We start from the raw sequence: 20378 nt of genomic DNA, 5'->3' as shown, positions 1-20378 counted from the left end.
AGATGGCCTCCGTCACGCTGCAAAACGTCGAGAAGGATTATGGCTCGCTGCGCATCCTGCACGGCGTCGATCTCGCGATCGCCGATGGCGAGTTCGTCGTCCTGGTAGGTCCGTCCGGCTGCGGCAAGTCCACGCTGTTGCGCATGATCGCCGGCCTCGAAGAGGTCACCGGCGGCGAGATCCATATCGGCGAGCGCCTCGTCAACGACGTCGCGCCCAAGGACCGCGACATCGCCATGGTGTTCCAGTCCTACGCGCTCTACCCTCATATGGACGTCTCTTCCAACATGGGCTTCAGCCTGATGCTGAAGAAGGCCGAGAAGACGACGATCGACGGCCGCGTGGGTGCCGCCGCCAAGCGGCTTGGCCTCGACAGCTATCTCGGCCGTTTGCCGCGCCAGCTTTCCGGTGGCCAGCGCCAGCGCGTCGCCATGGGGCGCGCCATCGTGCGCGACCCGAAAGTCTTCCTGTTCGACGAACCGCTGTCGAACCTCGATGCCAAGCTGCGCGTCCACATGCGCGCCGAGATCAAGGCGCTGCACCAGCAGCTCAAGACGACGTCGGTCTATGTCACCCACGACCAGGTTGAGGCGATGACCATGGCCGACCGCATCGTCGTCATGCATGACGGCTACGTGCAACAGGTCGGCCATCCGCTCGAGCTTTACGACCGGCCGGCCAACACCTTCGTCGCCGGGTTCATCGGCTCGCCGGGCATGAACTTTTTGCCGGCGAAATTCGCCAAGGGCGGCAAGGCCGATGCCGTGCTCGCCGATGGCCAGAAGCTGCGGCTGCCCGATGGCCTGCCGCTGAAAGATGGCGATGACCTGACTATCGGGCTACGGCCTGAGCACATAAAACTGGTCGACGATGGGGCGCTGAAAGCCGAGGTCGAGGTGGTCGAACCGCTCGGCCTGTCGACGCAGTTCTATGTCCGGCTGGCCAACCAGCAGATCTGCGTCTTCGTCATGGGCCGTAGCGACGTGAAGCCGGGCGATATCGTTCGGCTGTCAGCCGATCCGGCGGCGCTGCATCTGTTCGATCCGGCGAGCGGCAACCGGATCGGTTAGGGCGTCTCACTTAGAAGGTGGTTTGTTCGCCAGCAGGCGATCAGGTGGCCGTCGCCGACATCGGCGGAGGCCGGTTCGGCTTCACGGCAGTCCGGCGAGGCGAGCGGGCAGCGGTCGGCAAAGCAGCATCCCTTGGCCGACTGAAGCTCCGCCACGGTCCCGCCCTGGATGGAGGCGGTCTGGGCAGCATCGGCGGACGCCGCCAGCAGCAGCTTCGTGTAGGGATGGTTGGGGCCGCGAAAGACCTGTTCCGATGAGCCGGTCTCGACCAGCCGGCCGCGATAGAGCACGCCGATCCTGTCGGCCATGTAGCGCACGACCTTGAGGTCGTGGCTGATGAACAGGTAGGTCGTATCCTTGTCGCGCTGCAGGTCGTTGAGCAGGTTGAGCACCGTCGCCTGGACCGAGACGTCGAGCGCCGAGGTCGGCTCGTCCAGCACCACCACTTTCGGCGCGCCGGCAAAGGCGCGCGCGATTGCCGCCCTCTGCCGCTGGCCGCCGGACAATGAGCGTGGCTTCTGTTCCGCGGTCGTATCGGCCAGCCTGACGGAGCGCAGCAGATCGGCGACGCGGTTCTTCGCATCGCTCCGGCCAAGGCCGGCAAGCCGCCGTAGCGGCCGGCTGATGATCCGCCCGATCCGGTGGCGCGGATTGAGCGTGCGGTCGGGCGACTGGAAAACCATCTGCATGTCGCGCCGTTCGCCCGGCGCCCGTTTCTCGGCGCGCGGCGCGACTTTCCTGCCGAACAGCTCGACCGACCCCTGGCTGGGTGTCTGCAGCCCGGTGACGATCCGTGCCAGCGTCGACTTGCCAGAGCCGGATTCGCCGATCAGGCCGAAGGTTTCGCCTTGCCCGACGCGAAGCTCGACATCGTGCAATACGGCCTGCGAACCGAACGAATGGCTGATGCCCTTGCAGGCAATGGCGGTCTGGCGTTCCGCGTCAGGGCCGGTTCGGCGAGCGGCCGACCGGATCCGGCCTGCCGTGCCGGTCTCGGCGAGCCGCCCGTCATGCTTGGTGAAATTCAGCGCCGGGATCGAGGCGATCAGCGCCCTGGTATAGGCATGGGCGGGGTTTTCGAAGACATCCTCGGCGCCGCCGCTCTCGACCACGGCGCCCGACTGCATGACCGCGACGCGGTCGCAGGAGCGGCGGATCAGGTTAATGTCGTGGCTGATCAGGAGGATGCTGGTTTTGTGGTCGCGGCGCAGATCGTCGAGGATCGCGATCATCTCCGACTGCACGCTGGCGTCGAGCGCCGTCGTCGGTTCGTCCAGCACCAGCAGCGCCGGGTCGAGCGCGATGGCGATGGCGATGTTGGCGCGCTGCTGCATGCCGCCGGACAGCTCATGCGGATAAAGATCGAGCACCCGCTCCGGATTGGCGACCCGCACGCGCCTGAGCAATTCGGCCGATCGCCAGCGGGCTTCCTCGTGACGGACCCGGCGATGGCGCATGATCGTCTCGCCGATCTGCCGGCCGATCGTCATGGCCGGGCTGAGCGCGGCGCCCGGATGCTGGTAGACGGCCGCGATACGGTTCCCTCTCAGGCCGCGCAGATCTTCGCCGGACAGCCCGCGGATTTCCCTGCCCTGGAACTCCAGCGCCGAGGCCGCCACACGCGCATTGCCCGGCAGGTAGCGCAATATGGCCAAAGCCACCGAGCTCTTGCCCGAACCTGACTCGCCGACCAGCCCCAGTGCTTCGCCCTGGCCCACGCTTAGCGAAACGCCATTGACGGCGGATTGCCATCCTCTTTTCCCGCCATAGGCGATGGAAAGTTTCTCCACGTTCAGCACCGAAGGGGACATTGAGACCTCGAAATCGCTTTCTGTTGGTGCCCTAATCAAGGGCAATCGCTTTCACTCATTTAGTACATTATCTCTATAAAATTACTCGAATTAACGGCAAGCGCAATCTAGCCTTTCACCTGATCGAGAGATTTCGACAGCGCCGACGGATGCGGCGCCCCGGTCTCTCGCGGATCTGCAAGGAGGCCGGCATGGCGCGAAACCAGTTGATCTTAAGCGCATTCTTCTTCAACCCGCAGGGCGACCATCGCATGTCGTGGCGGCACCCGCGCGCGCCCGGCCACGAAGTGCTTGGCTTCGATTACTATCGCGAGCTGGTCCAGGCTGCCGAGCGCGCCAGGATCGACACGATCTTCGTCGCCGACCACGTGTCGATCTGGGATTCGGTGAAGAGCGGCGTCGCGCATTACGCCAATGCCCGCCTCGAGCCGCTGACGCTTTTGTCGGCGTTGGCTGCCGTGACGAAGCATATCGGCCTCATCACCACCGCGTCGAGCTCCTACAGCGAGCCCTACAATGTGGCGCGCCTGTTCGCCTCGCTCGACCATATCAGTGGGGGCAGGGCGTCCTGGAATGTCGTCACCTCGGCCATGGACGAGGAGGCGCGCAATTTCGGCCGCGACGGCAATATCGAGCACGCCTTCCGCTATCAGCGCGCGGCCGAATTCCTCGATATCGTCAAGGGATTGTGGGACAGCTGGGAAGACGAAGCCCTGCTGTTCGACAAGCAAACCGGTTATTTCGCCGACCCGGACAAGGTCCATGTGCTCGACCATCGCGGCGCGCATTTCAAGGTGCGCGGGCCGCTCAACGTGTCGCGGCCGCCGCAGGGCCATCCGCTGATCGTGCAGGCAGGCTCGTCCGAGGACGGCAAGAATTTCGCCACCGCCCATGCCGATGCGCATTTCGCCATCTACAGCACCAGGGAAGACGGCATCAGATATCGTGAGGACATCAACGAGCGGTTGGCGCGTCACGGCCGGCGGCCGGAGAGTTTCAAGATCCTGCCGGGCATCCTGCCGATCGTCGCCGCCTCCGAGGCCGAGGCGCGCGACAGGCAGGACTACCTGCAGACGCTGCTCCCCGACCGCGTCGGCATCGATCTCCTGTCGAGCTGGAGCGGTATCGACCTCTCGGCCTATCCGCCGGACGGCCCGCTGCCGCAGCTTCCCGACGAAAGCACCTTCAATGGCGGGCGAACCTCGCTCAACCGGGTCAGGCAGTGGGCGACGCAGAACCTGACCCTGCGCGAAATCGCCCGCAAACTCGCCAACAGCGGCTCGGTGCCGACCGTCGCCGGCACGCCAAAGCAGATCGCCGACCAGCTGCAGGACTGGTTCGAGGCGGGCGCCGCCGACGGCTTCAACCTGATGTTCCCGCTGCTGCCGGAGGACTGGGTCAACTTCGCCGAGCAGGTCGTGCCGGAGCTGCAGCGCCGCGGCGTCTTCCCGACCGAATACGCGCCCGGAACGCTGCGCGACCGCTTCGGCCTTGCCCGTCCCGCCAACCGCTTCGCCGAACAGCGCGCCAACGCGCGCGCCGTGTCCTAAAGGAGAGCCGTCATGACCGCCGCGCCGAGATTGCAGCCGCGCGAAGCCACCGCGCCGCAATTGATCAATGTCCTGCACAGCCCCAAGCGCATCCGCGTCAAATTCGGCGGGCGCGTGATCGCCGATAGCCGCAACGTGCTGGTGCTGCGCTCCAATCATTTCCTGCCGATCTATTTCTTCCCGCTGGCGGCGGTCGACCAGTCGGTGCTGAAACCGTCGAAGCAGGGCCAGCAGCACGCGGTCGGCGGCGAGACAAAATACTGGGATATCGAAGCCGGCGACAGGCGCGCCGCCGATGCCGCCTGGTCGTTCACGGCGCCGCCCGACGAGAACCTCGCGCCGCTCGCCGGCCGCATCGCCTTCACCTGGAACCTCGTCGACCAGTGGTTCGAGGAGGACGAAGAGGTCTTCGTCCATGCACGCGACCCCTATGCGCGCATCGACGTGCTGCAGAGCTCCAGCCATGTCGCGATCTGGTTCGACGGCGAATTGATCGCCGACAGCCGCCGCCCCGTGCTGCTGTTCGAAACGCACCTGCCGACACGTTTCTATCTGCCGCCGGAGGATGTCCGGCTCGACCGGCTGAGAGCCTCGCTGACGAGGACCCGATGTCCCTACAAGGGCATCGCCTCCTATTGGTCCGGCGTGCTCAAGGACGGCTCTCTGCGCGAGGATATCGCCTGGAGCTACCGCGATCCGATCGCCGAGATGCCGAAGATCAAGGGGCTGATCGCCTTCTATCCGCAAGCAGTCGACCGCATCCATCTCGACGGCCAGCCGGTCTGACCGGCCCGTCGTCTCCACCTCATTTCAAACCACAATTTTCACAGAGGCAAAAATGACCAAGCGCAACGAAATCGACGCCCTTCGCAATCTCTCCGGCGACATCTGGAACGTCGCCGTCGACGAATACGCCGCCGGCTACCTGAAACGCCGCGATCTCTTGAAATACGCGGCATTGATCGGCCTGACCGGCTTCGCCGCTTCGCAAGGTCTGGGCTTTTCCGGCACGGCGCGCGCCGCTGCCGCCGGCGGCACCGTCCGCGTCGGGCTCGGGCAGCCGACCAAGGCGATCGATCCGGTCACGGTCACCGATCCGGCCAGCATCGGCGTGCTCAGCCAGGTCGGCGAATACCTGATCCTCGACGATCCCAAGGACGGGCTGCAGCCAAAGCTCGCTTTGTCCTGGGAAGCCGACGAGACGGCCAAGCGCTGGACGTTCAAGCTGCGGCCCGGCGTGAAATTCCATGACGGCCGCACCGTGACCGCCAAGGACGTCGTGGCGAGCTTCGAGCGTCTGGTCGATCCGAACAGCGGCTCGTCGGCCCTGTCGGCCTATAAGGGCATCCTGTCCAAGGGCGGCGCCAAGATCGTCGACGACGAGACGGTAGCCTTCGATCTCGACCAGTCGAACTCGAATTTCCCGTTCTATGTCTCCTCCGACGTCTACAACGCCGTGATCCTGCCGTCCGACTATGCCGGCGATTTCGAGAAGAACTTCAACGGCACCGGCCCGTTCAAGCTCGAATCCTTCCGCCCCAAGCAGGGCGCCAGCTTCGTGCGCAATCCCGATTACTGGGGCGACAAGGCGCTGCCCGACCGGGTCGAAATAAAGTTCTTCGACGACGAGCAGGCGCAGGTCGTGGCGCTGCAGGCCGGCCAGCTCGATGTCATCCCGAGCACCACGCGCCTCGAGCTGGCGATCGAGGGCAATGCCAACTTCAAGCTGCTGAGCGTCCAGGCAAGCTCGCATGATGCCGTGCATCTCAGGACCGATCAGGCGCCGTTCACCGACAAGCGCGTCCGCCGCGCATTGGCGCTCACCCTCGACCGCGAGGCCATCGTGAAGGGCCTCCTCAAGGGGCGCGCCATCGCCGGCAACGACACGCCGTTCGCGCCGATCTTCCCTTCGGCCGATCCGTCGGTGCCGCAGCGCAAGCAGGACATCGCCGAGGCCAAGCGTCTGCTGGCCGAGGCCGGCGTGCCCAACGGCTTCGAGGTGACGCTGACCACCGAACGCGCCTACGACATCCCCGACTACGCCGTGATCATCCAGAACTTCGCCAGGAAGGCCGGCATCGACATCAAGCTCAACGTCCTCCCGCAGGATGCCTATTACGGCTCGGCGACCTTCGGCAGCTCGCCCTGGCTGGATTCCAATCTCGGCATCACCGATTTCGGGCATCGCGGCACGCCCGACATCTTCCTCAACGCGACGCTGAAGAGCGACGGCGCGTGGAACGCCGCGCATTTCAAGAATGCGGACTATGACGCCTTGCTGGTCGACTACGGCAAGGCCCGCGACCTTCAGGCGCAGCGCGTCGTAGCCGGCAAGATCCAGACCCTGCTGCTCGACGAGACCCCGGAGATCATCAGCTACTTCTCGCAATACAGCCGCATAACCAGCAACAAGGTCGAGGGGGCGCGCTTCACGGCGATCTCGCATCTTCTGCTCGACCGCGTTTCCTTCGTCCAGGCATGATGCGCAAACGCCAAGCCGCGTGGGACGCCGGATGCTGACCGGCCGCGCCTTGTCGGCGCGCGGGGTCTCGCTGCTGCTCACCCTGTGGCTGGTCAGCGCGCTGGTCTTCCTCGCCGGGCAGGTCCTGCCCGGCGATGTCGCACGCGTCATGCTCGGTCCCTTCGCCGACGCGCAGGCCGTCGCGGCGCTGAACAGAGAGCTCGGCGCCGACCAGCCCGTGCTCGTTCAATACTGGCGATGGTTCAGCGCGGCGCTCACCGGCGACTTCGGCACGTCGCTGTCGATGCGCGCGCCGGTCGCGCCCTTCGTGCTGGCAAGTCTCGGCCGTTCGGCGGCGCTTGCCGGCATCATCCTTTTGTTTCTTGTGCCGCTCGGCGTCGGCGCGGGCATCGTCGCCGGCCTCAACCGGGGTCGGCTTGTCGACCGGCTGATCGTGCTCGCCGGCGTCTCCTTCGGCATCGTCCCGGATTTCGTATCGGGGCTGCTCCTGCTGCTGGTCTTCGGCCTGTGGCTGAACTGGCTGCCGATCACCGGTGCTGCCCCCGATGGCGCCGGCTTTTGGACGAGCAGCTACTACCTGATCCTGCCGGCGCTGCCGCTGGTGCTCAACCTTGCCGGCTATCTGGCGCGCATGACGCGGGCCGGCGTCATCGAGGCGCTGGCCGCCGACTATACGCGCAGCGCCATTCTGAAAGGGCTCGATCGCCGGCAGGTCATTCTCCGCCACGTGCTGCCCAACGCGCTGACGCCGACGATCGCGGTGCTGGCGACGCAGAGCGGCTACATGCTCGGCGGGCTGGTGGTGATCGAGGCGCTGTTCGGCATCCAGGGCCTCGGCAATCTCGTTTTGAACGCCGCCAAGTCGCGCGATTTCCCGATGCTGGAAGCAGGCGTGCTTGTCATGGCGACGATCTTCGTCCTGTCAGCCGCGGCGGGCGATCTCGTTCAAGCGCTGCTCGACCCGCGGCAGCGGCGGCGGGCGTCGCTATGATGGACCTTTTGGAATTCCCGGCACCTTCGCGCGCACCCGGTTTCCTGCGGAGCGCCGGCAGGCTGGGCCGCGCCGTTCGCGGCCTTCCTCCATCCGTCATTATCGGATCGCTCATCCTCGCCTTCTGGGTCGCCTGCGCTTTGTTCGGCGACCGGCTGGTTCCCTATGATCCCTATGCCGAGGATTTCCTCGCCACGCTGACGCCGCCGGACGCCGCGCACTGGTTCGGCACCGATCATCTCGGTCGCGATGTGCTGTCCCGCATCATCGTCGGGTCGCGCGACATCCTGCTGGTCGCGCCGCTCGCGACATTGGGCGGCGTTGCCGCCGGCACCATCATCGGCCTGGCGCTCGGCTATTTCGATGGCCTGGTCGACGCGATCGGCGCGCGGCTGCTCGACACGCTGATGGCCTTTCCCTTCATCGTCCTCGTCACCATGACGCTGGTGGCGCTGGGGCCCTCGAACCTCACCGTCATCCTGGTAATCGCCATTGCCTATGCGCCGCTGGTGGCCAGGACCGTGCGCGCCGCGGTGCGCGAGCAGAAGGAACGCGAATATGTCAGCGCCGCCCGCCTCGGCGGCGAGAACTCACTTGCCATCATGGTTCTGGAGATACTGCCCAACATCAGGGAAACGATCCTGATCGAGCTCGTCACGCGGCTGGGCTATGCCTTCTTCTCCATCGCCACGCTGAGCTTTCTCGGCCTCGGCATCCAGCCGCCTTCGGCCGACTGGGGCCTGGCCGTTGCAGACGGCTATGGTTTCCTCACCGGCGGCAAATGGTGGATCGTTGTCTTCAACTCAGGCGCAATCGTCTCGCTGGTCATGGCGACGAATCTGATTGCGCAAGCGGTAGGTGCCTTCGAGAATATCGAGAGGTGATTGCGGCTTTTGATTGCTAGACTCCTGTTGATTCGTCTCGACAGGAAACGACATGAGCAAGGCCCTCGGCACATTCGCACTGGTCACTCTTTTCAGCGCCTTGCTGATGGCGCTTTCCCTGGCGGTGGCGAGGCACGGCTATCCCTACGGCGCCTTCGGCGTTAAGCGCCTCGACGGCATCGCCGACGCCGGCTCGTTCCTGGCGATGGCCGCCATCTATTTCTTCGGCGCCATGCTGATGATGATCCTCCCCATCCGTGCCGCCGGCGTGGTGCTGACCCATGCCGCCGACGCGATCTTCTGGGCGACGATCGTGCTCTTCGCGACCATCGTCGGCTCGCTGCTCGCCAGATGGGCCTTCGGCCAGCATGAGGTGCTTTGGGCGCTTTTCAACTGGCGCTTCCTGTTCGTCGCGGCGATCGTGGCGGCGCATCTTTTCTTGAACGAGCTTCGACGCAACGTCCTGCTCAGAAGCCTGTTCTTCGTCGTCTTCGGCGCGGTCACGCTCGCCTGCCTGTTCTGGTCGTTCTCGACCTGACGCGAGCCGGCTCTAGGTTTAAGATGGCGGGTAGACCTCCTCCCGGACAATGACTATACCATTTGTCTGACAATTAGCCCGACCGATGGCTGCCGCGACCAAAACTCAAGGAAAAACAAGATGACCGTGCTGCGTAAGAACCTGATCGACGGCGAGTGGCTTGGCGAGCCCGGCTCGCGCAACATCAACCCCTCGAACACCAACGACGTCGTCGGCGAATATGCTTCGGCCGGGCCAGAGGAAGCCAAGCAGGCCATCGCTGCCGCCAAGGCAGCCTTCCCGGCCTGGTCGCGCTCCGGCCCGCTGGCCCGCCACGCCGTGCTGAAGAAGACGTCAGACGAGATCATGGCGCGCAAGGACGAGATCGGCCGCTCGCTTGCCCGCGAGGAAGGCAAGACGCTGGCCGAGGGCATCGGCGAGACCATCCGGGCGGCGCAGATCTTCGATTTCTTCGCCGGCGAGACGCTGCGCCTGTCGGGCGAGACGGTGCCGAGCGTGCGCCCGGGCGTCGGCGTCGAGATGACCCGCGAGGGTGTCGGCGTCGTCGGCATCATCACGCCGTGGAACTTCCCGATCGCCATTCCCGCCTGGAAGATCGCGCCGGCGCTCACCTATGGCAACACGATCGTCTTCAAGCCGGCCGAACTGGTGCCTGAAAGCGCCTGGACCATCGTCGATATCCTGCACCGCGCTGGCCTGCCCAAGGGCGTGCTCAACCTCGTCATGGGCAAGGGCTCGGTGGTCGGCCAGGCGATGCTCGACAGCCCCGACGTCAACGCCATCTCCTTCACCGGCTCAGTCGGCACGGGCAAGCGCGTCGCCGCCGCAAGCGTCGAGCACATGCGCAAGTTCCAGCTTGAAATGGGCGGCAAGAACCCGTTCGTCGTGCTCGACGACGCCGATCTGGCCGTCGCCGTCGATTGCGCCGTCAACGGCGCCTATTTCTCGACCGGTCAGCGCTGCACGGCGTCCTCGCGCCTGATCGTCACCGACGGCATCCACGACCGTTTCGTCGACGCCATGAAGGAGCGGCTGGACAAGCTCGTCATCGGCGACGCGCTCGATGCGCAGACCCAGATCGGTCCCGTCGTCGACGCAACCCAGCTGAAGCAGGATGAAGACTACATCGCCATCGGTGTCAGGGAAGGCGCAACGATTGCCTTTGGTGGCGAGCGGCTCGATCGCAAGACGCCGGGTTTCTATCTGCAGCCGACGCTGTTTACCGGTTCGACCAATGCCATGCGCATTTCGCGCGAGGAGATTTTCGGCCCGGTCGCCAACGTCATCCGCGTCAAGGACTATGACGAGGCGCTCAGCGTCGCCAACGACACGCCGTTCGGCCTCACCTCCGGCATCTGCACGACCAGCCTGAAGCACGCGACGCATTTCAAGCGCAATTCCGAAGCCGGCATGGTCATGGTCAACCTGCCGACGGCGGGCGTCGACTTCCATGTACCGTTCGGCGGCCGCAAGGGCTCGAGCTACGGCCCGCGCGAGCAGGGCCGCTACGCCATGGAGTTCTACACCACGGTGAAGACGGCCTATACATTCGCCGGCTAATCCAGCCTGGGAGGAAATCGATGAGCGTGGCCGGCATGACATGGCTCAACCCGCCGCCGCACCATACGGTCGGCGACGGCACGCTTACCGTTCGAACAGGAAAAGATACCGACTTCTGGCGCGAGACCTTCTATGGTTTCTGGCGCGACAACGGCCATTTCCTCTACCGCCCCGTCGAGGGCGACTTCAGCGCCGAAGTCACCGTGAAGGGCGACTACAAGGTGCTCTACGATCAGGCCGGGCTGATGCTGCGGCTCAGCGAAACGCACTGGATCAAGGCCGGCATCGAATACACCGACGGGCTCGCCTACTTCTCCGTCGTCGTCACCAACGACACCTCCGACTGGTCGCTGGTCGCCATCGCCGCCGGCAAGGATGGCGTCAGGATCCGCCTGACCCGCCACGCCGAGGCGATCCGCATCCAATATCTGGATGCTTCGGATGGCCAGTGGAAGCCGGTGCGGCTGGCCTACTTCCCGATCTCGAAATCGGTCGATGTCGGCATGATGTGCTGCTCGCCGCAGCGCGAAGGGTTTGAAGCGACATTTTCCGGCTTCACCATAGGGCCGGCGATTTCAAGGGACCTCCATGACTGACCGTCGCAACGGCGGCCATCCTTTCGCGGCTGCAGGCAAGGGCGTAAAGACAGCGCATCGCTTGATCCACGGGGCCTGATGCCGCCGAATCGTCCGCTCATGCTCTTCTGGACGCGCTGGTTCAAAAAGGCCGTCGATCTCGACGCCATTCCTCGATGCGACTTTCCCGTCGAGTGGACGAACGACCGCAGCCGGCTGGCGGAAGCGGCAGCCGTCATCTTTCACGTGCCGAATTTCGAAGAGATCGCCGATGCTCGCAAATACCCCGGCCAGCTATGGGTCGCCTGGTCGATGGAGAGCATCGTCAATTATCCCGTATTGGCCGATCCGGCTTTCATGCGCCACTTCGACATCGTCATGACCTATGAAACCGGGTCGGACGTCTGGTCGCCTTATCTGCCGGGGGCAGGCTGGTGGGACGCCGCGCGACATAAGCCCATACCGCCCAAGGTCGAGCGCGCGCCGGCGGTGCATTTCCAGTCGTCGAGCTTCAACAAGAGCGGTCGCGACAAATTCATCGCCGAACTGTCACAGCATATCGCTGTCGATTGTTACGGCCGATATCAACCCAACCGTCAAATCGCGGGCCCCGATCTCGGTCCGCAGACGAAGCTCGAAACCATAGGCCGGTATCCTTTCTGCCTGGCGCTGGAGAATTCGATCGCGCCCGATTACGTCACCGAGAAGATGTTCGATCCGCTCGCCGCCGGCACGGTGCCCGTTTATCTCGGCGCGCCCAATGCCGCAGCTTTCGTTCCGGACGGCTGCTATATCGATGCTGCGTCCTTCGGCTCACCGGCGGAGCTCGCCGCCTATCTCCGTCATCTGATCGAGACGCCTCAAGCATATCAGGCTTATTTCGCCTGGCGGTCGAAACCGCTGCCGGAGCGCCTGAGAGCACAGTTGGAGCGGGCGGCCATGCCGCCGAAAGTCCGTCTGGCCGCACTCGTCCACGAACGTCTTGCGGCACGGACCGCTCCGCCGTCGGGCCGGCCTCACAGCCCATTCGGGCATGCGGCGTTCCTATCGGCGCGCCTGTCGCGTTGGCGTGGAAAATTTCGCGCCGGCTGATCGCGCCGTCGGTTGACCCGGCCACCGCGCAGCCACCCGTGGCGCTAGAGCAATTCCAGGAAAAGTGTGATCGGTTAGGCTCGGCGGCTTCGCCGTAGCCTTCCGTCCGGAATTGCATAAAAACAAGGAGATAGTGCGTTTCGCCGTTTCCGTGAAACGGTGAAACACTAATGCATGTCGCGCAAAAGTGACCTCGGTTTGCGGCAACGACATGCATCAAGCAAGGCGCTAAAGCGCGTCGCGTGAATCCGTTTCGACGCGACGCGCTCTAGTCACCACGGCACGTGCTCTATCTCCAGCCTGGGCAGCCCGATTGGTCTGATTCCCAGATCGTTGGCCAAAACGCCGAACCCCTCCGTCTCGATCAAATCGCGATAGGGTATCTCTGGAAAGCGAAGCCCCCCGCGATGCAGGGCCGCGTCGACGAGAAGCATGGTCCCGCCGACGCCGTCGAGCCCGATGCTGTCGAGATGCCTGACGTCGCTGAGATGCAAGCGGTTGTAGGAGTGTACCGGCGGTTGATGAATGCCGCCGCGCATCTGGCGATAGTAGCGATAATCCTTCTCCCGGCGCACGCTGACGAAGCTGTTGAGGTCGAAACTGTCGCCGCCGGCGATCTTGACGCAGTTGGGAACCACGATGCGATGGCCGCTCTCGATAAGCCGGCTCAAGATATCGCCGGGAAACCGCCACACGTCGATATCTATCCACAACGCCCAATCGTCGACCGGGCCAAGGCCGTGGTCGATCAGGTGGTTGCGCACCTTCGCGATGGCGCCGCGCCTCACGCGCTGCAAGTGTCGCCTGGCGCGTTTCGTTCGGTCGAGCTGGACGCCGGTCTGTCTCTGCAGCAGGACCACGTCGCGATAGACGCCGGCCAGCGGTGCCACGGCCTGCTGCAATCGCTCCCAGCTTGCGTCCAGGCTGTCACCCTCGCAGAAGACCAGCTTGATCTTGTCCTTCGGGTAGTCGAGCGCGCCGACGGCATCGAGGAAAGGCTGGATATGATCCGCCGCGTCGCGCAGCGGCACCAGAATGGCGACGTTGCGGCCTGACGGGATCGGCGCCGCGATGGCCGCCGGGCTCACGCCCTGCCTGGCGGCTGCTTCGCTCAGATAGGCGCCGCGCGTGAGATGGTGCCAGGACCGGTAGACCTGCGTGCGGATATTGTCTCGCCACCCCGGGGCCGAGGCGCGTGTCCACCATGTGCCGGCCCAATGGTGGATGGAAAGGGTCGGCGTCCCGTTGTCGCCATTGCGTCCGGCCGAGTCCACCGGTGCGAACAACGCCGAAGGGTGGATGGCGAAGGCGGATTGATCGTCATAGCTGAGCTGGGCCGAAGTCATCACGCAGGGGCCTGTCGCGTCGATGGCTTCCTTGGCGTGAGCCAGCCCCGGCAGGAAGGACAGGAGATGAAGCCAGAAGGGATGGCCAGGTGGGCTGGCCATGGTGCCGTTGAACAGAAGATAGGGCAGCCGGCGGAAATCGGCTTGCACCCGTGCATGCGTTTCCGGTTCCTTGCAGACCACGATCCGGTCCTCGCTGGCCAGCGGATCGAAGGAGGCCACGCATTCGCAGTCGATATCGGCGTAGACACCGCCGAAATGATGCAGAAGCATATACCGTCCGGCATCCGCTCGCAGCACGCCGCGTTCGTAACTGCAAAAGGTCGGCAGGAAGTCGGGATAATGCTGGGCGACGAACTCGAGCAGCCGCCGGTCGTTCCAGAACATCATCGTCCAGTCCGGATGGTGCCGCTTCCAGCTCTCGACATAAGCCCGGAATCGGGCGGGGATTTCGTCGGTCTTCCAGGTCTGGTGCAGGATCTTGGGGATCATCGAAGGCTCGTTGTGCAGCGGTTCATCGGCTGGCGCCGCCCAGTTCCAGGCCATGGCGAACGGCGTCGCGGATTGCCTGAGGTCCGAAGCGGGACCATGCGGTATCATGGGCCCGGGCGCGCAGCCGGGCCATGCGGGCAGGGTCAAAACAGAGTGCTACCGTCAGGTCGGCAAGTCCTTCGTCGCTGTCGGACAGGAGCAGGTCCTCGCCTCCGGTGAGGTCGAGCCCTTCCGCCGCGAGCGGCGTCGCGATCACCGGAACGCCCGCGGCCATCGCTTCCAGGATCTTGATGCGCGTGCCGCCCCCCGTCCTGAGCGGAACGATGCAAAGATGCGCTGCCGACAGCAGGGGGGCGACATCGTCGGGGTTTTCGATCAGGACGACGCCGTCGAGTTCTGACAGGGTCCGGACGGCTGGATCGGGCGAACGGCCGGCAAGGACGAGCCGCGCGTCCGGCAACGCCTGCCGGACCCGCGGCAGGATGATGCGGGCCAGGCGCTCAGCGGCATCGATGTTGGGGCTGTAGCCGAGATGGCCGACAAAGAGGATCACCGGAAATCCGTCGGATGTGCCGGGCGGTGGCGGCAGCGCCCCAAACGACCCTTGGGGGCGCGGGATGCCGTTCGGTACGATATCGATCGGTGTTCTGTGCGCCACAATAGCGTTGAGCCGCTCGCGGTCCCGCTTCGAACACACCCAGATACGGTCGACGATGGCCGCCGCTCTCCGCTCCAACCGCCTTATGTCGGGCGACACGGCCGACGGGGCATTGCCGGGCGCCTGGGCCGCGAGATCAGACTCGACATTGTGCATGTCGAGAACGAGCTGCCTGGTCAAAGGCCGAAGAGGCCGCAGCAGCTTGAACAGCGGAATGCTCTCGACGACGATCGTGTCCGGACGGAACTCGCGCACCAGGGCCTTGAGGCGAGCGAGCGCCGGACGTGGAATGCGGTTTTCTCCTTTGAGGCGTCGCCAGCCGAGCGAATGCGATCGCTTGTCGGCTTCCGTGACCAGCGACACCACGCGGATGTCGCGGTCGGGTGGCTGCATCGAGCCGGCCGGCTTTACCGAGGCAAGGCGGACAGGCCCGAACTCGGCCGCCGCGCCGGCATTGCCGAAGGTCCTGAGATCGGCGCCGGAGACAGGCGGATAGGCAGGGTCGAAGCTGACGATCAGCGTGCGTCGGGGCGCCGCCGGATCGACAGATATATCCGGCCTGTTGCCTGCCAGCCGCCCGAACCGGATCCTGGCCAGGTATTGTGCCGCCTTCCAGCTCCGGCCAAGTTCCCGATGCGCCTTGACCGCGCGCATCATGCCGGCCGCGTCGGCGAACATCCTGTGCTTGATGAGCTGGCGCGCGATGCGCTGCGCTATCCAGGCCTTTCGCCATTGCAGAGGCCCCTGCTCGACGCCGGCGGCCGCAAGGCCGTTGAGCTCGCGCGCTATGGCCAGAAAGGTCTTGCGCGGCGCCGTGATGAAGCGCCGCGCCATCCGGGCCTCGTCATGGTGGTAGAGGAGCACCGGCGTCTCGATCGCGACAATGTCGGCGCGCGCCAGCAACGACGCCCAGTAGCAGGTGTCCTCGTCGAGGCCGATCGTCTCGGGAAAGCGAATGCCGGCTGTAGCCCAGCCGGCGACCAGCGCGCTTCCCATGGCGATCGGCCATAATTCGTTGCGCAGGTATCGGCGCGTGTTCTGCCGCCTGTCGGGGCCATAGCCATGCGGCGTCTTGAGCTTGTCCGGCCGGCCCTTCGCGCGCCGTATGCTGGCCCCGACGGCAAGGCCGGCGAGCGGTTGGCCTGCGAGCGCCGAGCCCAGCAGCGACAGGCTGCCGGGCAGCACCTCGTCGTCGGCATCGAGAAAGAAGATGGATGTGCCGCTTGCCCGCTCGATTCCGACATTGCGCGCGGCGCCCGCGCTGCCCAGGCGCACGCTCACCACATCAAGCGGCAAGCCGCGGCTTTGCGCGCTCTCCATCGCCACGGCAGCCGTCCGGTCGTCCGAGCCGTCGTCGATCACCAGGATCTCGCGGATGACCGGCCTGTCGGCAACCAGGCTGCCGAGCACGGTGTCCAGCGTGGCAGCCGCATTCCTTGCCGGGATGACGACGGTTATGTCGGCCGCCATGTGGCTCATTGCCGTTCGAAGAAGCCGCGCTTCAGCACGCGGTTATAGTGATGTTTGAGCATCGACACCGGGCGCAGCGAAAGACTGCCAAGATCATCGACCACTTGCGGCTCGATGTCGAAGGGTGACTGGCTTTTGATCCAGCTGTAGGAGGAACCGTCCCCGAGCACGGAGGGAGAACCCACCACATAGCCGCCGAGCGCCTTGACATGGCCGACGCGGCGCAAGCCGAAGTGGAGGCTGGAGGAGACCATCGGCTCGCGTGTCCTCAGATAGACGTGAAACCCGCTTGGCGACTTTGCTGTCGGCGTAGCGTTCGCGATCGTCTTGTGATCGGCCAGCCAGGCACGGTAGCCGGCGGCGTCATCGAAATCGAGGATCATCAGGTTGGAAAATCCTCCCAATATGCCGATATTGCCGGCAAAGTCGCGGAACCAGCGCGCGATGTCGCCGCTGCCTGGCGGCTTCTGCGCCAGTTGGAAGGCGACAGAGGTGAAGGCCAGTTCCTTCAGATCCTTGCGCAACGTCCTCAGGTGCAGCGGGTCGTACTCCATCGCTGCAAGGTCAAGATGCTTGCCGCCCGCACGAAGCGGCAGGCATATATAGCCGCGCTCGAGCAGGCTTATGGCGTATTCGGTCAGCTCTCCGGGCTGCATTCGCCAGTACCCCCACGAAATTCCTTGCTCGATCTTTTTTGCCGGCGCCGTCCTCGTCAAGCACCGGATGGGCAACCCCTTGGTTCTTCATCACGTTACTGCGACCTCTGCCGGCGGAATACGGGCCCCGATCGCATTGCCAAAACACCGCTGCCGGTCACGTGTCCAACCGGTGCTGGAAAAACTGCAGGAACAATTCGCGCTCGGTGGTGATGTCGAGTTTCTCATAGATGCGGCGACGGTGGTTCTTCACCGTGCCGACGGTGATGCCGAGCCGCTCGGCGATGTTGGCGGTCGGGTGTCCGGCGAGGATCAGTTGTACCAGTTCACGCTCGCGCAGCGATAGCTCCGGCCACAGGCTTTCCGGAATGCTCGGTTTCTGCTGCGGCGACGCGCCGGGACCGCTCGGTGCCGAGGTGCGCGAAAAATCTGAGCCGCGCGCCTTGATGTCCAGCGCATGCAGCGCCTCGAACACCGGCAGCCGCTCGCTGAGCAGCGCGATCTCGCTGTCCTTGAACGACACGGTCGAGCGGTCGAGGAAGATGCCGAGGCACCAGTCGCCGCCGTCGGCGAGCAGGATGCCGACCTCGTCGCATATCTCCGACTGCGCCAGGAAGCCGGCTATATACTGGCCGCGCTTGGCCTCCTCGTCGGCCAACCCTTTCAGCGGCACGATGCCGAGCCGGCGCTGGCGCCGCCACGACGCATAGAAGGGATCGAAGACGTAGTAATTGTCGAGGTAGCGCCGCACCATCTCGTCCGAAAAGCGCCGGTGCTTGACGAATTCGGGCGTCCTGGTCGCTGAGTAGCGCGTCACCGTTACCAGGTCGTGCGCGATGTCGGCGCCGATCAGGTCGATCAGGCAGTCGACATGCCGGTCGGTGCCGGTGGCGGCGATCGCCTTGGCCAGCGGCGCCCAGATATTGCCCATGCGCATGCCCTTTTCTCGGCGAACCGCGTCGCGCGGTCATTGTGTCTTTAGGCATATGGCGCGATCCGGCTCCGGGAATCTAGCCTATGGTCGTTCTCGATAAGGGAAGGCGACACGTGGACCAGATCACCACCAACCCCATCGTCATCGGCATCGACGCCGGCGGCACCATGACCGACACGATCCTTGTCGATCAGGACGGCCACTTCAAGATCGGCAAGTCGGCGACCACGCCGAAGAACGAGGCGGAAGGCTTCCTCGCTTCGGCCGAGGACGCGGCCGAGGCCTGGGGCATCTCGCTGCAGGACCTGTTCTCGGGCGTCAACGTGGTGCTCTATTCCGGCACCGGCATGCTCAACACGCTTCTGTCGCGCACCGGCCGCAAGCTCGGGCTGATCACCACCAAGGGCCTCGAGGACATGATCCTGATGGGCCGCGGCCTGCAGGCCTGGGCGGACTATTCCTATGCCGACCGCCTGCATGCGGTCACCCACCACCATCCCGATCCGCTGGTGCCGCGCCGCCGCACGCATGGCGTCACGGAGCGCATCGATCAATTCGGCGACATCATCCTGCCGCTCTACGAGCACGAGGTGCATGCCGCGGCGAAGAAGCTGATCGCCGACAAGGTCGAGGCGATCTGCATCATGACCGTCTTCTCGCACGTCAATCCGGCGCATGAGAAGCGCATCGCCGAGATCTGCCGCGAGGAGATCGCCGCTGCCGGCGCCGACATCCTCGTCTACACCAGCCACGAGGTGCGCCCGGTCATCCGCGAGCAGTCGCGGCTGAATTCGGTGCTGATCGAGGCCTACGCCACCTCGCGCGGCCGCAAGCAGTTGAAGGGCATCGAGGACGTCTCGAAGAAATACGGCTTCAAATATGGCGTGCAGACGCTGCTCTCCTTCGGCGGCCTGACCTCCATCAACCATCCGCGCCTGCACGAGACGATGATCTCCGGCCCGATCGGCGGCATCCTCGGCGCGGCCTATGTCGGCAAGCTGATCGGCAACGACTCGCTGATCTGCTCGGATATGGGCGGCACGTCCTTCGACATGGGCGTCATCACGCGCGGCCAGACGCGGATCGAGAACGAGCCGTTGATGGACCGCTTCAAGCTCAACGTGCCGACGCTGCATCTGGACACGATCGGCGCCGGCGCCGGCATGATCCTGAAGGTCGACCCGCTGACCAGGAAAGTTTCGCTCGGGCCCGAAAGCGCCGGTTCCGACCCCGGCCCGATCTGCTTCGCCAAGGGCGGCACCGAACCGACCATTGCCGATTGCGACGCCATCCTCGGCAGGTTGAATCCGCACTACTTCCTCGGCGGCAAGGTCGTGCTGCAAGTCGAGAAGGCGCGCAAGGCCTTCGAGGAGAAATGCGCCCGAGTGATCGGCGTCGGTGTCGAGGAAGCCGCCGAGGGCATGATCGACATGCTGGAGGCCGACGCCAACAACGCGCTGCGCCGCGTCATCTCCGGACAAGGCATCCACCCGTCCGAATTCACGCTGCTCTCCTATGGCGGCTCCGGCCCGCTGCATCTCGCCGGCTGCTCGAGGGGCATCGGCTTCAAGGACATCATCACCTTCCAGTTCGCCGCCGCCTTCTCGGCGTTCGGCTGCACCACCGCCGACTTCATGCGCCGACATTCGGTCTCGACGCAGATCGATATCGGCGCACGCGCCAGCGATGACGAGCTGGTCGCGTTCGGCAAGAAGGTCACCAATGTCTGGGACGATCTCACCAGGGCCGCGGTCGACGAGATGGTCGCCGACGGCCATGCGCTGGATAAGATCAAGACCGTGCCGTTCCTGATGATGCGCTACACCGGCCAGCTCGAGGACGTCGAGGTGGTGACGCCGCTGTCAGCGATCAAATCAGCCGACGATATGCGCAAGGTCATCGCCGAATTCGAGGCGGTCTACGCCAAGGTCAACCACCGCGTGTCGCGCTACGGCGAGGCCGGCTTCTCGATCACCGAGCTGGGGCTGATCGCCACCGCCGACAAGGTCAAGCCGATGCTGGTCAAGCGGCTGCTCGGCAAGTCCGACCCCGCGTCGGCCCACAAGGGCGTCCGCGAGGCCTATATCGGCGGCCGCTGGCACAAGGCCAATCTTTACGAGATGGATTTGCTGCAGCCCGGCCACGAGGTGATCGGTCCGGCCATCATCGAACATCCGGCGACGACGCTCGTCGTCCACCCGCAGGACCGCGTCCATGTCGATGAATGGACGCTGCTGCACTACACCCACGCTTGAGAAGGGCGAACGCC

At 64.8% G+C, this 20378-nt stretch carries 16 protein-coding genes; 11 read left to right on the top strand and 5 right to left on the bottom strand.

Annotated features, from left to right (window positions below):
* The first annotated feature begins 2 nt into the window (after positions 1 to 2).
* Complete coding sequence (locus AC0YKC_RS03910; RefSeq protein WP_488510209.1) at positions 3 to 1070, top strand: ABC transporter ATP-binding protein; 1068 nt, start codon at positions 3 to 5, stop codon at positions 1068 to 1070.
* Here the strand turns inward: AC0YKC_RS03910 and AC0YKC_RS03905 are convergent.
* Positions 1067 to 2881, bottom strand: coding sequence for an ABC transporter ATP-binding protein (locus AC0YKC_RS03905; RefSeq protein WP_320294261.1), 1815 nt, complete (start codon positions 2879 to 2881; stop codon positions 1067 to 1069). The genes AC0YKC_RS03910 and AC0YKC_RS03905 overlap by 4 nt on opposite strands.
* 191 nt (positions 2882 to 3072) lie before the next feature.
* Between AC0YKC_RS03905 and AC0YKC_RS03900 the strand changes: the two genes are divergently transcribed.
* The 9 genes from AC0YKC_RS03900 to AC0YKC_RS03860 all read left to right on the top strand — a co-directional run bounded on the left by AC0YKC_RS03900 (position 3073) and on the right by AC0YKC_RS03860 (position 12553).
* On the top strand, positions 3073 to 4431 hold the full coding sequence (locus AC0YKC_RS03900; RefSeq protein ID WP_320294262.1) for an LLM class flavin-dependent oxidoreductase: 1359 nt from the start codon (positions 3073 to 3075) through the stop codon (positions 4429 to 4431).
* A gap of 12 nt (positions 4432 to 4443) precedes the next feature.
* Entirely contained in the window at positions 4444 to 5217 is a 774-nt protein-coding gene (locus AC0YKC_RS03895; protein ID WP_488510205.1) for a DUF427 domain-containing protein, read from the top strand.
* Positions 5218 to 5269: 52 nt separating this feature from the next.
* Entirely contained in the window at positions 5270 to 6913 is a 1644-nt protein-coding gene (locus tag AC0YKC_RS03890) for an ABC transporter substrate-binding protein (protein ID WP_488510201.1), read from the top strand.
* A 31-nt stretch (positions 6914 to 6944) separates the two neighbouring features.
* A complete protein-coding gene (locus AC0YKC_RS03885; protein ID WP_488510199.1) occupies positions 6945 to 7904 on the top strand; it encodes an ABC transporter permease in 960 nt (319 codons plus the stop codon).
* Positions 7901 to 8788: an ABC transporter permease gene (locus tag AC0YKC_RS03880; RefSeq protein WP_488510195.1), complete on the top strand. Its 888-nt coding sequence runs from the start codon at positions 7901 to 7903 to the stop codon at positions 8786 to 8788. The genes AC0YKC_RS03885 and AC0YKC_RS03880 overlap by 4 nt, the downstream gene beginning before the upstream one ends.
* A 52-nt stretch (positions 8789 to 8840) precedes the next feature.
* A complete protein-coding gene (locus tag AC0YKC_RS03875; RefSeq protein WP_488510192.1) occupies positions 8841 to 9326 on the top strand; it encodes a hypothetical protein in 486 nt (161 codons plus the stop codon).
* Positions 9327 to 9446: 120 nt separating this feature from the next.
* Positions 9447 to 10886: an aldehyde dehydrogenase family protein gene (locus AC0YKC_RS03870; protein WP_488510190.1), complete on the top strand. Its 1440-nt coding sequence runs from the start codon at positions 9447 to 9449 to the stop codon at positions 10884 to 10886.
* A gap of 20 nt (positions 10887 to 10906) precedes the next feature.
* On the top strand, positions 10907 to 11482 hold the full coding sequence (locus tag AC0YKC_RS03865; RefSeq protein WP_488510187.1) for a DUF1349 domain-containing protein: 576 nt from the start codon (positions 10907 to 10909) through the stop codon (positions 11480 to 11482).
* Between the two features lie 78 nt (positions 11483 to 11560).
* Positions 11561 to 12553 carry a glycosyltransferase family 10 fucosyltransferase gene (locus tag AC0YKC_RS03860; protein ID WP_488510184.1) on the top strand — a complete coding sequence of 331 codons (993 nt, stop codon included), beginning with the start codon at positions 11561 to 11563 and terminating at the stop codon, positions 12551 to 12553.
* 272 nt (positions 12554 to 12825) lie between these two features.
* On the opposite strand, the gene AC0YKC_RS03855 is transcribed toward AC0YKC_RS03860, so the two are convergent.
* The 4 genes from AC0YKC_RS03855 to AC0YKC_RS03840 form a co-directional block, all read right to left on the bottom strand.
* Positions 12826 to 14391 carry a glycosyltransferase gene (locus AC0YKC_RS03855; RefSeq protein ID WP_488510181.1) on the bottom strand — a complete coding sequence of 522 codons (1566 nt, stop codon included), beginning with the start codon at positions 14389 to 14391 and terminating at the stop codon, positions 12826 to 12828.
* 22 nt (positions 14392 to 14413) lie between these two features.
* Entirely contained in the window at positions 14414 to 16528 is a 2115-nt protein-coding gene (locus AC0YKC_RS03850; RefSeq protein WP_488510179.1) for a glycosyltransferase, read from the bottom strand.
* Positions 16525 to 17175, bottom strand: coding sequence for a bifunctional DNA primase/polymerase (locus tag AC0YKC_RS03845; RefSeq protein ID WP_488510177.1), 651 nt, complete (start codon positions 17173 to 17175; stop codon positions 16525 to 16527). The genes AC0YKC_RS03850 and AC0YKC_RS03845 overlap by 4 nt, the downstream gene beginning before the upstream one ends.
* Before the next feature lie 157 nt (positions 17176 to 17332).
* The gene (locus AC0YKC_RS03840) at positions 17333 to 18112 is read right to left on the bottom strand and encodes a helix-turn-helix domain-containing protein (protein WP_320294274.1); all 780 of its coding nucleotides are present in this window, start codon (positions 18110 to 18112) and stop codon (positions 17333 to 17335) included.
* Between the two features lie 110 nt (positions 18113 to 18222).
* Here AC0YKC_RS03840 and AC0YKC_RS03835 point away from each other — a divergent pair, with 110 nt between their 5' ends.
* Positions 18223 to 20364: a hydantoinase/oxoprolinase family protein gene (locus AC0YKC_RS03835; RefSeq protein WP_488510174.1), complete on the top strand. Its 2142-nt coding sequence runs from the start codon at positions 18223 to 18225 to the stop codon at positions 20362 to 20364.
* Positions 20365 to 20378 lie beyond the last annotated feature (14 nt).

The sequence above is a fragment of the Mesorhizobium sp. CNPSo 4661 genome (assembly GCF_057784215.1).
Note: the sequence above shows the minus strand (reverse complement) of the source record. Positions and strands in the feature narration are given on the sequence as shown.

Excerpts from the sequence above, each read along its gene's own strand:
- AC0YKC_RS03910 (WP_488510209.1), top strand. The coding sequence starts at position 3 with ATGGCCTCCGTCACGCTGCAAAACGTCGAGAAGGATTATGGCTCGCTG.
- AC0YKC_RS03905 (WP_320294261.1), bottom strand. The coding sequence starts at position 2,881 with ATGTCCCCTTCGGTGCTGAACGTGGAGAAACTTTCCATCGCCTATGGC.
- AC0YKC_RS03900 (WP_320294262.1), top strand. The coding sequence starts at position 3,073 with ATGGCGCGAAACCAGTTGATCTTAAGCGCATTCTTCTTCAACCCGCAG.
- AC0YKC_RS03895 (WP_488510205.1), top strand. The coding sequence starts at position 4,444 with ATGACCGCCGCGCCGAGATTGCAGCCGCGCGAAGCCACCGCGCCGCAA.
- AC0YKC_RS03890 (WP_488510201.1), top strand. The coding sequence starts at position 5,270 with ATGACCAAGCGCAACGAAATCGACGCCCTTCGCAATCTCTCCGGCGAC.
- AC0YKC_RS03885 (WP_488510199.1), top strand. The coding sequence starts at position 6,945 with ATGCTGACCGGCCGCGCCTTGTCGGCGCGCGGGGTCTCGCTGCTGCTC.
- AC0YKC_RS03880 (WP_488510195.1), top strand. The coding sequence starts at position 7,901 with ATGATGGACCTTTTGGAATTCCCGGCACCTTCGCGCGCACCCGGTTTC.
- AC0YKC_RS03875 (WP_488510192.1), top strand. The coding sequence starts at position 8,841 with ATGAGCAAGGCCCTCGGCACATTCGCACTGGTCACTCTTTTCAGCGCC.
- AC0YKC_RS03870 (WP_488510190.1), top strand. The coding sequence starts at position 9,447 with ATGACCGTGCTGCGTAAGAACCTGATCGACGGCGAGTGGCTTGGCGAG.
- AC0YKC_RS03865 (WP_488510187.1), top strand. The coding sequence starts at position 10,907 with ATGAGCGTGGCCGGCATGACATGGCTCAACCCGCCGCCGCACCATACG.
- AC0YKC_RS03860 (WP_488510184.1), top strand. The coding sequence starts at position 11,561 with ATGCCGCCGAATCGTCCGCTCATGCTCTTCTGGACGCGCTGGTTCAAA.
- AC0YKC_RS03855 (WP_488510181.1), bottom strand. The coding sequence starts at position 14,391 with ATGATCCCCAAGATCCTGCACCAGACCTGGAAGACCGACGAAATCCCC.
- AC0YKC_RS03850 (WP_488510179.1), bottom strand. The coding sequence starts at position 16,528 with ATGAGCCACATGGCGGCCGACATAACCGTCGTCATCCCGGCAAGGAAT.
- AC0YKC_RS03845 (WP_488510177.1), bottom strand. The coding sequence starts at position 17,175 with ATGCAGCCCGGAGAGCTGACCGAATACGCCATAAGCCTGCTCGAGCGC.
- AC0YKC_RS03840 (WP_320294274.1), bottom strand. The coding sequence starts at position 18,112 with ATGCGCATGGGCAATATCTGGGCGCCGCTGGCCAAGGCGATCGCCGCC.